The 14037-nt window shown below is 34.4% G+C and carries 14 protein-coding genes; 13 read left to right on the top strand and 1 reads right to left on the bottom strand.

Going from position 1 to position 14037, the window contains the following annotated elements:
• Nucleotides 1–78: 78 nt before the first annotated feature.
• The 13 genes from ACRDEC_RS15400 to ACRDEC_RS15340 all read left to right on the top strand — a co-directional run bounded on the left by ACRDEC_RS15400 (nt 79) and on the right by ACRDEC_RS15340 (nt 13838).
• Nucleotides 79–2874 (top strand): TonB-dependent receptor domain-containing protein, encoded by a 2796-nt coding sequence (locus tag ACRDEC_RS15400; protein WP_431499256.1) that lies wholly within the window; start codon nt 79–81, stop codon nt 2872–2874.
• A gap of 188 nt (nt 2875–3062) precedes the next feature.
• Nucleotides 3063–4244, top strand: coding sequence for a hypothetical protein (locus ACRDEC_RS15395; protein WP_431499255.1), 1182 nt, complete (start codon nt 3063–3065; stop codon nt 4242–4244).
• A gap of 104 nt (nt 4245–4348) precedes the next feature.
• Nucleotides 4349–4690: a T9SS type A sorting domain-containing protein gene (locus ACRDEC_RS15390; RefSeq protein ID WP_431499254.1), complete on the top strand. Its 342-nt coding sequence runs from the start codon at nt 4349–4351 to the stop codon at nt 4688–4690.
• A gap of 110 nt (nt 4691–4800) precedes the next feature.
• Nucleotides 4801–5787 carry a T9SS type A sorting domain-containing protein gene (locus ACRDEC_RS15385; RefSeq protein ID WP_431499253.1) on the top strand — a complete coding sequence of 329 codons (987 nt, stop codon included), beginning with the start codon at nt 4801–4803 and terminating at the stop codon, nt 5785–5787.
• Nucleotides 5788–5875: 88 nt separating this feature from the next.
• Nucleotides 5876–6685, top strand: a complete 810-nt coding sequence (locus ACRDEC_RS15380) for a T9SS type A sorting domain-containing protein (RefSeq protein WP_431499252.1) — start codon at nt 5876–5878, stop codon at nt 6683–6685.
• 285 nt (nt 6686–6970) lie between these two features.
• Nucleotides 6971–7363, top strand: a complete 393-nt coding sequence (locus ACRDEC_RS15375; RefSeq protein ID WP_431499251.1) for a T9SS type A sorting domain-containing protein — start codon at nt 6971–6973, stop codon at nt 7361–7363.
• Between the two features lie 66 nt (nt 7364–7429).
• On the top strand, nt 7430–8410 hold the full coding sequence (locus ACRDEC_RS15370) for an acyl transferase (RefSeq protein WP_431499250.1): 981 nt from the start codon (nt 7430–7432) through the stop codon (nt 8408–8410).
• Between the two features lie 19 nt (nt 8411–8429).
• Nucleotides 8430–9161 (top strand): hypothetical protein, encoded by a 732-nt coding sequence (locus tag ACRDEC_RS15365; protein ID WP_431499249.1) that lies wholly within the window; start codon nt 8430–8432, stop codon nt 9159–9161.
• Between the two features lie 144 nt (nt 9162–9305).
• Entirely contained in the window at nt 9306–9848 is a 543-nt protein-coding gene (locus tag ACRDEC_RS15360; RefSeq protein WP_431499248.1) for a hypothetical protein, read from the top strand.
• A gap of 71 nt (nt 9849–9919) precedes the next feature.
• A complete protein-coding gene (locus ACRDEC_RS15355) occupies nt 9920–10705 on the top strand; it encodes a hypothetical protein (RefSeq protein ID WP_431499247.1) in 786 nt (261 codons plus the stop codon).
• A gap of 76 nt (nt 10706–10781) precedes the next feature.
• A complete protein-coding gene (locus tag ACRDEC_RS15350; protein ID WP_431499246.1) occupies nt 10782–11753 on the top strand; it encodes a hypothetical protein in 972 nt (323 codons plus the stop codon).
• Nucleotides 11754–12026: 273 nt separating this feature from the next.
• Nucleotides 12027–12317, top strand: a complete 291-nt coding sequence (locus ACRDEC_RS15345; RefSeq protein ID WP_431499245.1) for a hypothetical protein — start codon at nt 12027–12029, stop codon at nt 12315–12317.
• 651 nt (nt 12318–12968) lie between these two features.
• A complete protein-coding gene (locus ACRDEC_RS15340) occupies nt 12969–13838 on the top strand; it encodes a hypothetical protein (protein ID WP_431499244.1) in 870 nt (289 codons plus the stop codon).
• Nucleotides 13839–13946: 108 nt separating this feature from the next.
• Here ACRDEC_RS15340 and ACRDEC_RS15335 read toward each other — a convergent pair whose 3' ends face one another.
• Nucleotides 13947–14033: an IS3 family transposase gene (locus ACRDEC_RS15335; RefSeq protein WP_431497060.1), complete on the bottom strand. Its 87-nt coding sequence runs from the start codon at nt 14031–14033 to the stop codon at nt 13947–13949.
• Nucleotides 14034–14037 lie beyond the last annotated feature (4 nt).

Below are 14037 nucleotides of genomic sequence, written 5' to 3'. Positions count from 1 at the left end.
AAACCAAATCATAACTTATGAGTAACACCAACTTTACATTGTAGAATTTTCTTTGCACCAAATTAAAACACAACAACAATGAAATTTAAATTAACATTTTTATTCTTAATCACCACATTACTATCATTTTCGCAAAACGGAACTGTTTCAGGTGTTGTTTCTGATAAAGATTTAAAAGGAGAACCCCTTCCTTTTGCAAATGTTACCATCAAAGGTACGTCTTTTGGTGCTACTTCAGATATAAATGGTAAATATGCCATTGATGTTCCTGAAGGAAATTACATACTCGTTTTCAGTTTTCTTGGATATGAATCGAAATCGGTTCCGTTTTCAATAAAGGCTAATGAGAAAAAAACTATAAATGAAACTATCGGTTCAGGAAGTGTTACCATGGAAGATGTCGTGGTTAAAGCAACCGTAAGCCGTGAAAAAGAAACCGCCTTATTGATGGAACAGAAAAAAGCTGTTGAAATCAAACAAAGTATAGGTGCGCAGGAAATGTCCAGAAAAGGAGTAAGCGACGTGGAAGAAGGTTTGACAAAAATAACCGGTATTTCTAAAGTAGGCTCTAGAGGATTATTTGTTAGAGGACTGGAAGACCGATACAATAACTTATTGGTAAATGGCTTAGCCGTTCCTTCGAACAACCCATTCAAAAAAATCATTCCGTTAGATTTGTTTCCAACCGATATCGTAAGTGTTATTGAAGTTTACAAAACATTCAACCCAAATATTTACGGTGATTTTGCCGGTGGAACATTCAACATTTCGACATCAAAAGGCTCAAAAAGCATTACGAAACTGAATGTCGGAGTGGGTTATACTACAGACAATAATTTAGTTGATTTTAAGATTTCCGAAGACGCAAGCAACACTAAAGGCTTTTTCGGTTTAACAGGGAAAGACAGAGCGTTACCGGGATTATTAGGCGGAAAACCATCCAGTTATACTTTGACTCCGGAACAATCATTGGAATCTTTCAAAAGCGGATTTGACGTTACAGAAACAAAAAGCCCTTTGAACACAAGTATTGCATTATTACATGTTGAGAAATTCCAATTGAAAAATGACAACAAATTTTCCTACTTGCTTTCGTTAAATTTCGATAATAACTATTCCATCAAAAAAGGTGTTGAGCGTACTTTCAGCAATAACCCTTCGGGATATGTTTATAAAAACGACTTTATAAATACAGAATACAAATACAAAACATCTTTATCATCACTTCTTGGTTTGAATTATTCATTAAAAAGACTGAATCTTAGCTGGAATAACTTTTACCTGAGAACAACTGAAAGTTCTATCAAAGACCAGTATGGTTATGCGGATTTATCTGCTAACAACAATAAGTCTATCATCAGAACAAACCAATTGGATCAATCGGATTATTTCAATTCACAATTGCTTGGCGAATACAGTCTGACTTCAGATAAAAACCAAACTATTAAGGCCGGTGGCTCTTATGCAAAAACATCTTACCAACAACCTGACAGAAAATTCTTTTCAGGAACAAAAGATGGAGAAAACATCATTACTTCAATAGCCGGAAATAATTTTATCAAGCAGTATCTTGATATTAATAGTGACATTTATTTATCAGGAATGGCAGAATATAGTTTGAAATTTGGTGGGGAAGAAAAACAAAACACCTTAAATATCGGCTACAACGGAAGTGCTTCATTAATGCAGTCTTCTTACCGTTTCATCTCTCCGATTAATAATTTCGCTCCAAATAATTTTACGGTTCCAATAAACAGTTTAGATGCTCAGTTAAATGATTATTTAAGCCAAAATGCCTTCAGCTTCAGAGAGAGTTCAAATGCTACTTACAAAGCTAAATTGAAAGAACTGACAAATGCAGGTTATGCAAATGTCTTGTTCAAATTTGCTGACAAATGGGAAGTTAGCGGAGGTCTTAGAGCAGAAAATACGCAACGTGAAACAAAATACAGAGAACAGGGATCATTTGATCAGAAATTTAAAGTCATCAACAAAGAGAAATTATATATTTTACCTTCATTAAATGTAAAATATGGATTAAATGAAAATTCCAACATTCGTTTTGCTGCGAGCCAGACCTATACAAAACCGGTTATCATGGAAGCCTATCCTATTGAATACATCAATGCTGACGGATCGTCTATAAAAGGAAATCCTTTTGTAGTAAACAGTGATAATTATAATGTGGATTTAAAATACGAATTATTTCCAACAAACAAAGAAATGCTTGCAGTTGGTGTTTTTGGCAAAAAAATCAAAAATCCAATTGAAAGAACTTTTGAATCCAATGCAACAACGAGTACAATTATTACTTATCTAAATTCAGACAACGCTACTCTTTACGGTGCAGAATTAGAATTTATTTTTGATTTCGCAAGGCTGAATAAAAGTTTAGCTGATTTCTCACTAGGTTTCAACACATCACTTATGCAGACTAAAGTAGAAGTTCCTGAAAGAATGACCAAACCTGACGGTACTGAAGTATTTTCGGTAGAAACCCACCGTTCAAGAGATTTACAAGGAGCATCAAAATGGCTAATCAATTCCGATTTGAAATATCAGTTTAATTTAAACAAAAACTGGAGCAATACGGTAACATTGGTTTACTCAGTATTTGGAAAAAGAATTTATGCAGTAGGAACGGGAGGTCTGGATCATATTAATGAATTGCCATTCCAACAATTGGATTTTGTATGGAGCAGTAAACTTTCAGATCATTTTGATTTAAAATTCTCAGCAGATAATTTACTTAACCCAACAAGAAATTTAGAATTAGGAAAAGAAGGAAATGCTCCAATTAACGAGCCATCCAATACGGTTAACAATTATAAAAAAGGAATTGGGTTTTCATTAAACTTAGGGTATACTTTTTAATAATACTTTATATATTCAAACGATCAAAGCTGCCAATTGGCAGCTTTGATCGTTAAAAGACAAAGTTAACTTCTTAACGATAAATTTACTTTCCCTTCTACTTAAAATAACACTTTTATAATATTTAGATAACTATCATAAAGACAAGCAAATATACATTTGTAGTACAAAAATTAACAACAAAACTTATGAAAAAAATCGTTTTTGGATTGGCAATTTTAGCTTCAATCTTTACAAGTTGCACAAGCAGTGATGACGAAACCACAGCAGAAACAGTAACGGGAGAAATAACTGGCCCAATCACTGCTAATAAAACGTATCCTTTAGGGACTTATACATTAAAAGGAATTGTAAAAATCGAGTCAGGTGTAACTGTTACATTTGATGCAGGTTCAACAATTACTTGTGACAAAACAACAGGTGATAACGCTTTAGTTGTTAAAAATGGTGGAAAATTAATCATTAACGGAACAGCTGCACAACCAGTAGTTTTCACAGAAAAATCGATGATCCCAGGTTCATGGGGAGGAATCATTATGTATGGAGATGCTCCAATCAAAGCTATCGGCGGAGTAACGACTTCAACATCAGAAGACGGAAATGCATTATCTTACGGAGGTTCAAACCCAACTCATAACGGAGGTTCATTAAACTATGTTAGAGTAGAATATGCCGGAGCAAAATTAGCTGACGGAACAAAAGAAAATAACGCCTTCACTTTTTACTCTGTTGGTTCAGGTACAACTCTTGATCACTTAGTAGCTTACAAAGGTGCTGATGACGGATATGAATTTTTTGGAGGTACTGTAAGTATGACTAATGCAATTTCTTATGGAAATTATGATGATGCTTTTGACTGGCAAGACGGATGGCAAGGTCAAAACAACTCAAACTGGTACGGATACCAAGTGACTAAAGGTAACTTCGGAATGGAAATCGAATGTTCAAACAACAACAATACTTTCTTTCCTAAAGTAACAAATGTTACTTTAAAAAGAGCGGCAGGTTGTACTCCTGAGGTAGCTGGTGCAATCGAAATGGATGCATTCCAATTCAAAAAAGAAGGAAATGGAGATTTCAGTAATGTAGTAATCTCTGGTTACGGAAATTATACGGAAGGTGCTACAACTTACGAAGGTGTTGCAGTAAAAATCCAAGACGCAACTACGAATACAAATCAGGTAAATGGGTCAAAAATCAAATTAACAAACGTTAAGATTACTAGCACAACTCATGATATAGCTGGTGCTACAGGCAGTATTACTGTTAACTTCCCTGCTGGTCAATACTCTACAAATGCAGCTGCAACAGGAGCTTCATTAACAACAGGAAACTGGTCTACAGTAGGCGGATCAAACTTAATTCAATAAGCAAACCCTTATAAAATCCTTAAAATGCTCAAAATTAATTTTTTGAGCATTTTTTTTACATAGTATTTAAAAAAATTTATATCTTTACGTTATTATTTGAATCAATGAAGAAAAACTACTTTTATATTACTTTATTTCTGTTTTTATTTTCCTTAAGCGCTTCTGCTCAGGAAGGTAAAGATGTCGCATTGAATTCAAAAAACCAAGAACAGCCTTTTGAAAACCTAAACATATATCCTAACCCTACCAGTAGCGATCATGTTTATATTACTTCCAAAAGTACAGCCCCTAAAGATATTGAGATTTTTGATGTGTTGGGTAAACGGATTATGCAAACAACAATTGCAACAAAAGAGCTGAATGTTTCTTCCCTTTTACCAGGCGTTTATATTATCAAGATCAAAGAAGGTGAGCTTCGTGCTACAAGAAAACTGATTATCAGATAATTAATACAAATCAAAATTGTGTTTATTTAATGTTTTATTTACAATGTTTCTTTTACAGTAAAGAAATTACTTGTTATCTTTGTCGTCCACTTTATTAAAATTAAAAAAAAATGAAAAAAATTTACTTTTTAAGCGCTTTACTTATTAGCTCTTTATCATTTGGGCAAGTTGCGTTGCCACATCATGATGCTTTGAACTATACTGTTGGCCAGGCATTGCAAACTCAAACCGGATGGACTGTTTTAAACACTGGAGATGATTTAGCAATTACTGCTGGAAATCTAAGCTATCCAGGGATGCCAGCTTCAGCAGGTAATAAGATTGCTTTTGGAGGCGCAGGTATAGACGCAGGAAAAGATTTTACTTCTCAAACTACCGGGACTGTGTATTATTCTTTATTATTGAATGTAACTGACTTAACAGCTACAACAAGTGTAACAGGAGGATATTGTGCTGGTTTGGTACAAGGGACATCAAGCAGTTTTGGAGCTACTTTATGGTTGAAAAAAATTGATGCAAATACATTTAACATTGGAATCAATACAAGAACAACTGCTGCAAATTCTGTATATTCACCTAGTGCTTATAACATTAACCAAACGTATTTAATAGTTGCAAGCTATACTTTTAATGGAAGTGCTGCAGACGATGTTGTTAACCTTTGGGTTAATCCTGTTTTAGGAGGAGCTGAACCAACTGCATTAGCAACTGCAACTAATGCTGGAGGAACAGATTTAACATCAGCTGCAAGATTTTTGGTAAGACAAGGTAGTGCAACGGACACACCTAATATTGAATTAGATGAATTTAGATTCGCTACAACTTGGTCAGATGTAACTAGTGTTACTCTTGGTGTTGCCGAAAACAACATCTCAGGTTTGAAAGTATACCCTAACCCCGCTAAAACAAACTTATTTGTAACTTCAGATAACTTTGAAGCTAAAAAAGTAGAAATCTACAATGTGTTAGGTAAATCAGTACTTTCTGCAACTGTAACAAACGCTCCGGTTAACGTATCAGCACTTACAACTGGTGTTTATATGGTAAAAGTAACGGAAGAAGGTAAAACAGCTACAAGAAAATTAGTTATTGAATAATTAACTTCTCACTAATAAAAAAGAGCACCAACGCAAATTGGTGCTCTTTTTTTTTGTAGTTTCGCGCCCCTTAAATAATTTAACACGAATGAAAAAAATTTACTTTTCTGTATTGACACTGGTTTTAACAGCCGGTTATGCACAAACTACTATCTTCTCTGAAAATGTCGGGACACCTGCTTCGACAATCGCAATTAGCGCCAATACTTTCCAAAATGGAAGTCCAATCGTTTTTTCAGGAACAGCAGATATTAGAAACTCTCTGCCTTCAGGCACACCATTAAATACTTATACAGGAGCTTCAGGAAGCGGATGTATCTTCTTTGGAGGAACAGACCCTGCAAAAAACCTAATCATTGAAGGAATCAACACGCTGAATTATACTGATTTGATTTTGTCTTTCGGGCAGCAAAAAGGAACCAATGCTGCAAATAATGAATTAACTGTTCAGGTAAGCGCTGACGGCACCAATTGGACACCATTAACATATACAAGAGCAACAGGCGGAGGAACATCTGTTTGGATTTTGATTACTCCAACAGGAACGATTCCTACAACAGCTAACCTGAGAATAAAATTTGAGAACCCGGTTTCAAATATCGGATTCAGAGTAGACGATATTAAATTAACAGGAAACCTTATTCCTCTTAGCGTAGTAAAAAGAAACGAAATAGATGGTCTTAAGATTTACCCGAACCCTGTAAAAACAAACTTATTTGTAACATCAAACAGCTTTGAAACGAAACAAGTGGAGATTTACAATGTGTTGGGCAAAATCGTTCTTTTAACAAAAGTTACCAATGCTCCGGTAAACGTATCAGCACTTACAACGGGTGTTTATATGATAAAAGTTACTGAAGAAGGCAAAACAGCTACAAGAAAATTAGTTATTGAATAATTGATTTCCCACTAATAAGAAAAAGCACCAATTCGCGTTGGTGCTTTTTTTATTGCCTCAAACGGCGACATTTTTTAGCAATAAAAACCGGTTAGTCCCGTCTGTAACGGAAACTAATGACAGGGCATCACTAAAAAAGGTGAGGGAAAATATAACTGTAAAATGCTTGTTTTTAATTAGTTATGTATTTTATCGGAAAAATCCTTTCGTTATCGATTAAATTATTTTGTTCCATTCTCTCGTATTACTTTCGCCCCAGATTTAATCAGTTAATAATCAGTGTATATGAAAATAATTTATTTGTTCTTGTTAGTAAACCTAAGTGCCTTAGCTAATATTCCAACGGATTCTGTAAAGGGAACTCCTCAAAGCATAAATGCAGCTGTAAACACGGAAGATCCTATTGCAGCACCGGCTATCAAAAAATCAAAAAGCAACAGCATCGCAGGATTAAAAATTGTAACGTGTGATTCCCAGAAAAGTGGCAAACACATTTACGTAATATCCGATCTGTATGTGCGAAAAAAAGTCCATTTTTATAATGCGACAGGAGAAAGAGTCTATTCTGTTTCGACAGTAGGCTCACCAATTTACCTTTCTAAAATGGAAAAAGGAATGTACAAAGTAAAAATCACGGAAGGAAATAAAACAGAAATCAAAAATTTTGAGGTGAAATAATCCCAGCATACAAAACTTAAGGCCCGGCATTTTGCTGGGCCTTTTTATTTTACTTAATTTTGGAACATGTTTAGCACTTCTGATATATTTCACATCGCCTCCAAAAAAGAGTTTGCAAAAACCGCACTCAAAGTTTTCCGTCATCAGTATGAAAACAATTTAGTCTATCAGGAATTCTGCCATCATTTGAATATCGAGAAAGGAAATGTAAAAGCAATACATCAGATTCCTTTTTTACCCATACAATTTTTCAAAAGCCATGACGTTGTCAGTTCGCAGGAACCCATTCAGGTGACATTTACCAGCAGTGGAACCACTGGTGCGATTACCAGCAGGCATTTGGTCACCGATGTAAGTATTTACGAAGAAAGCTACCGCAATGCCTTTTCACAATTTTACGGAAACATCGAAGACTATGTGGTTTTGGCACTGCTTCCCTCCTACTTGGAACGTGAAGGCTCGTCACTGATTCATATGGCAGACGATTTAATTAAACTTACCAACAATCCCGAAAGCGGATTCTACCTTCGCAATTACGATGCATTGATTGAAAAACTGATCCGTTTGGACAATGAAGGGCAAAATGTACTATTGATAGGCGTTACGTATGCTTTGCTTGACTTAGTTGAAAAGCAAAAATTCAATCTAAAGAATACCATTATTATGGAAACCGGCGGAATGAAAGGCCAACGAAAAGAAATGATCCGTGAGGAATTGCACCAACAATTGTGTGACGGTTTTGGTGTGCCTTCCATCCATTCGGAATACGGAATGACCGAATTACTGTCGCAAGCTTATTCGTTAGGAGAAGGTGTGTTTGAATGCCCTAATTGGATGCAAATCCTGGTTCGGGATACCGAAGATGCTTTAACGTATGTAACTGCTGGAAAAACCGGCGGTATCAACATCATTGATTTGGCCAACATCAACTCCTGTTCGTTCATTGCCACACAAGATTTGGGCAAGATTACAGGCAACAATGCCTTTGAAATACTGGGCCGTTTTGACAACTCCGATATTCGCGGGTGCAATTTAATGGTTCTTTAACCACACTGTTTATTTTAATATGAAGATTATTATAGTCCTGCTTTTCTCTGTATCCCTTTTGGCACAAACTAAGCCTTTGGATGTAAAGATTGATACCATCACTTCGGACAATTCCAATCCAAAAAAGCGCGTTTACCGTATTCAGTACCATATTGAAAACAAGACTGAAACTGGAATTTCTTTTTTCCTTCGGCCAAATACTTTGATTGCCAATGCAGCCAGCTCGTTGACTTTATATCCCATTTATAAAATTTACCAAAACAACCATTTTACCCCACTGGACGGACCTTTCTACGAACGTGAAAGCAATGCTGAGTGGAATGTATATCTTGAAATGCCCGATAAGACTTCTGCGGAAGCGAAAGCATTGCTCAAAAAAATAATAGCGGAACAGGAAGTGCAGGTGAAAAAAATTATTGACGATTACCAGAAAAGCGGCGGCACATCAGACGATAAAATGTGGATTCTGAAAAACAACCGTTTATTGCAATCGAAAATTACAATGCTGCCAAAGGAGATCAAATCGTTTACGATAGTGACCAGCTGGAACAAAGAACGTTATTTCCTTCAGGATGATTTGGAATATTATCTGGATGAGAAGGACAAATTTGAATTTGAAATCACCTTACATTTGATTAAAACGCACTTCGAGGACCAATTGTCACCCGAAGAATTCAGCACAGTAGCCAAAGACAGGAATTTTATTGAAGGGATTTTTACTTCGAACAAAAAAGAGATTAATTTCAATTGAAAAAAGCCTTCTTTTAGTGTTAGAAATGCTATTTTTACGATACTTCTTCCTTTAGAAGCTGCAACATAATTCGATCATCCTTAACTCCTTTATCTTAACCTTATGAAGACGTAAAACGTCAGCTACTCCTTAAAAACCCTTTAAATGGAATATAAATTAAAACGAAAATGTGCAGATTGTGGCCATGTTGACTTTATATTTTTAACAAAAATCGAAGCCGCTTTTGAGCTTTACGACACAAATGAAATTTGGAAGTCATTATGTTCGAAATGCCATTCCGAAAAATGTAACTCACTTATACATGCTCATCCAAAATTGGATGAAGAAATCTTAAACATTTGGGGCTATGATTCTAATTTGTTTCTAATGGAACAAGACGAAGAATTGTTTTTGGCTGAAATTGATTATCTGGATATGATTCTCGAAAAAATTGATGATGCGAGTTATTTAAAAGCAAAAATTGATATTTTAATTGAAGCTGTTTGTATTTTGCTTTATGACAATACATTCGCAGATGACAACTATGATGACTATTCAGATGCCGAAAATAAACAAAGGAAAGAAATTGCGGATTTCGTCAGACCACAATTATATAAAAGAAAAGAAAAAATTAAGAAAGCAGAAAATTCAATAATGGAATACATAAAAGCTGAAGTATTCCCTCAGGTTGGACTTGAACTAGATTAATTACAAAGAATAATTCCTTAGCGGAACTATCATTTTATTTTATATATTCGCTCGAAAGAAAACAAAGCTTAATGACTCAAAAAAAGAAGTATAAAAATACCACTCCGAAAAACGAATCTTCCGAAACAAAAAAAAATTTCTATAAAAGACTGCTGTACATTGCGCTTTGTGCAGTTCCAATTTATCTATTTGCTTCGGAAAAAGGCACATTCCGGCTAGTTCCTTTGCCTTTTTTTCTGATTGGAATGTATCAATTACTTATTTTGACCCAATCTTCTCAGTTTATTGTTGATGCTTTTTTTCCTCCAAAAGTCGCCTATGAAAAAACCTCAAAGCCATTTGACCGATTTATGTATCGTTTTGCTTCCGGCTTATTCGGAACTGGCTTAATCGCGCTGCTTTTTGAGGTTAGAAAGATAGACAATACAATTAACGGAACTAGTCTTTTTTGGACATCAGGTCTTGTTGGAATAGGTTTGGCAGTGCTTTTGACGGTGCTTTTAAAACGAACAAATCCTTCTGTTTATGACGAAAGCAGAAGAAGATATACCGTTCATTTTGGGCTGTTTGTTGGTTTATTCCTTCTGTCGGCTGCGGGTGGAAGTTTTATAAATCATTTCTTTGCAGACGAAAATGAAAACTGTGCTTCATATACCCTATTGCGAAAAGGAATTAGCGGAAGCCGATCAAAAGAACATTTTATTTTCTTACTTCTTCAAAACAACAATGAAGAGCGCTTCTCGATTGATGAATCACTATACGATAAATCGAGGGAAGGCGGTAAAATAGAATTATGCACAATAAAAGGTCAACTTGGTTTTGAATGTGTAACTGATTTTAATGCTATTGAAAAATAGTGGGATTTTGTTTTAATTTATATACTCGTTTGATAAGAAAGCACTGCTCAAAATGGTCAGGACGCCAATAACAATTATGAAAAAAACGGCAATTCAGTTATTATTTGTTCTATTTACACTCTCTTCTTATTCGGCACATAAGGACAAGTTTATTGCTGCTACATTTGGAAACGTAAAAACACTCACAAAGACCGGTTTCTATGGTTATGGTTTAACGGAGAAGGTTAAAATTACAGGGCTTCTTGCTCAAAAACTCTGTTTAAAATTATCTTACAAAGACACTATCGTAATCGAATTTTGCCACGATTACACCAGTTTTTATGATAAAATGATTATGGTTGAAAACGGAAATTCAGCTTCTAATTTTCTAATTGGTTATGGTGTTGAAGATATTGAGTCTGAGCAAAAAAAGAGTCATTCTGAAATCAAGGGAAAAACAGCTGTTTGTATTCGTATAATAGATGCTGAAATTGCTATTAAAAAAATAATAAAGCTGATAGAATACTGTATTTTAAATAGATTTGAAAATAACACAATTAATCTGCATTGCAAGTCATCACTATATTTCGAAACAAAAGAAATGGTCGACATTACTTATTTAGGAATGCCGGATGAACTAATAAATAAGGCTTTAAATTCTAATGATTCACCAATAATAAATGATGTGCTGAATGAGAAAGTTTCCTTTTTTAATTTGGATGGTATAGATGGTTATTATCAAAATGGCAACTATCGTTTTACAACCGGTAAAATCACTTATGAAATAAAAGATTTACTGTATTTAGTGCTACTAGATTATGGAGTATGTGTTTTTGAAACCAATGATTCATTTGTCTACTTATCCGAAAACATTGAACAAATAAAGAAGCATAAGGCAAAAATTAAAGGAAACTCTACTTATATTACATCTCGCTTCTCTTTGCTGGAAAAAAATCGAACATTATTAGAAAATGAAAATGTAATGCTTTATAAATACACAAGTCGCAATGGAATTATATTTTCAGAAAAGAAAAACGAAATCATTAGAGTTGTAAATAAATATAAATAAAGTGACAATTTGTTATTTATTAAGATCCCGAAAACCTTATATCGACATGACCTTAATTACCAATAGAACCTTATAGAAATACCATTCAACATTTTTCCCAATGAAACTTCCTGTTTCAAATCCGAATTAAAGCCTGATGAAATATACCAAATCTTAAAAGAAAATCATTACTCGGGAAGTCTTAGCAGTACAGCCTATAACACAGATAAAGCCTTTATTGGTACTGTAGAAGAAAGACGATTTAGAATTATTTTATCGGAACCAAAAACAGCTATGTTTTGTGTTTTTGAAGGTCAGGTAAATGACACCGGTTTCACAGAAATCACATTGAACAGAAAATTCCATCCGACATTCAAATGGCTGTTTATACTCGGTTATCTGACTTTGTACATTCCTATTTTAATCCCTTCAGGAGCGTTGACTTCCAAATTACTGCAAATCATATTCTATAATTTATACATCTTCACCATTCGCTATTTTCTGATTAAATCTTCGTTCGGAAAACCAGAAAAAAAAGGAATAGAAATGTTGAAAAACAAATTGAAATTAATCGAAACAGATTAAAAAATGGCATCGTTAGCAACAGTAGTTTATAAAACTTACTTTATTAAAAGACAACTTTGATTTTTTCGTTTATGTAAGAATACAAACATTTTGTAATTTCGATTTATAACCTATCTGAAAAACAGGTATTTATACGTATAACCAAGAACTTCTTATTGCTTAAATTCGCTTGTTATAACTTAAAGGCATAAATACCACCTGTAACAAGGAAAAATGCCTGAAAAACAAATGAAAACGCAAGAAATCAAAGAACATATCATATCCTCCGATGTATACATTTTTGCCTGTTCAGCATTGAGGCTAGGGACAATGACGTCTTTTGGCACCAACGTCCTTAATGGCAATGCGTGTATTATTACCGATAATAATGGAATTTATTTTGTGCATGCTATCCAAAACTCCCCGAAGCAATCATAAGGTAAAGTTTCATTTTTAAGTTGTTTTTTCTTTATAAAAAGGTGTCTGGTGTCTGCAAAACTGGACACCTTTTTTTATTTAGTTATTCGTTTATAAAAACAGGTATTTATACGGATACTGTAGTAGTTTATTGTGATTACCTTCACTAGACAATGCCTTTATTTACAACTAATTATCTATTTGAAAAATACAACCTAACACAACAGAAAAAATAGTAACATAATACATAAATTTATGAAAACACAGAAAAAACAAACCCCGATTACTTTTCTCTTAGTATTGCTTTTTTGTATGGACAGTATTCTTTCTTTTGGGCAAAACAGTGAAAACAATGATGCCATCCCGACTGTTATATCTACCGCGCCTATCAAATACAGAGTAAATGAAAGAGACGGGAAAACCTCGCATGGGTATTATAGTAAAGGTTATAACTTAAGTATATATGGCGACACGAACCTGATTGGATACAGAGCCGATTGCGATATGGATGATGATTGGTCCGGAGCAAACCCGGAAGGCACAACACAAGACTCTAACAGTTTTGAAAGTAAGTACCGTTGTGTATTTAATCCTCACAAATTGTATGGAACCGTATTGCCTGGAAGCAAAAATGGGCAAAATCATTATGATGGCTTTAAAAGAGTTGGTGTTGAAGTGGGAGATATTAGCATAACAATTAAAATAGATTCTGAAGGAAAAGTAGTTGATACCGTTTTGGGTGTCGTATTTGACCGCGGACCACATAATCAACCCGGAGAATCAAGTGTGGCAACTTGTAAAAAGCTTAAAGTAATGACTGACAACAACGAATATATATATGTCATATACCCGAACTCCAGTAAATTTCTGAAGCAGGTAATCGGGACCATGCCAAATAGCAATAAATTAAAACGAAACCCGACAAATGCTGATGTTGAAAAAGCATTTCAACTCATGAGTACTCAGGATTCGGAAAATAATGACAAACGTATTGCCTTAAAAAAAAGGATGCTGCAATTTCTTTCTTCTCAGCCAATGAAATCCTATTTTGACAATCCAACTGATATTGAAAAAAGGGAGGGCAGACAGAAACCACGAAACAATGACAGGAATGCAAACGAATAGGTGTTTTTACGGATGCCTTGCCATTACAACTTATTTGAAAGCTAGGTTACAAAAAAACAAAAACCCTTACTGTTTAGACTGAACCCAAAAAGTTAGACAAATTTATAATTAATTTTGATAATAGTGAGCTCGATATTTTATCGGGCTCATTTTGTTTAAATTTGATTTGATTCTTTCATCATTATAATACTTAATGTAT

The organism is Flavobacterium sp. (genome assembly GCF_050696275.1).
In the GTDB taxonomy this organism is placed as follows: Bacteria; Bacteroidota; Bacteroidia; order Flavobacteriales; family Flavobacteriaceae; genus Flavobacterium.
Note: the sequence above shows the minus strand (reverse complement) of the source record. Positions and strands in the feature narration are given on the sequence as shown.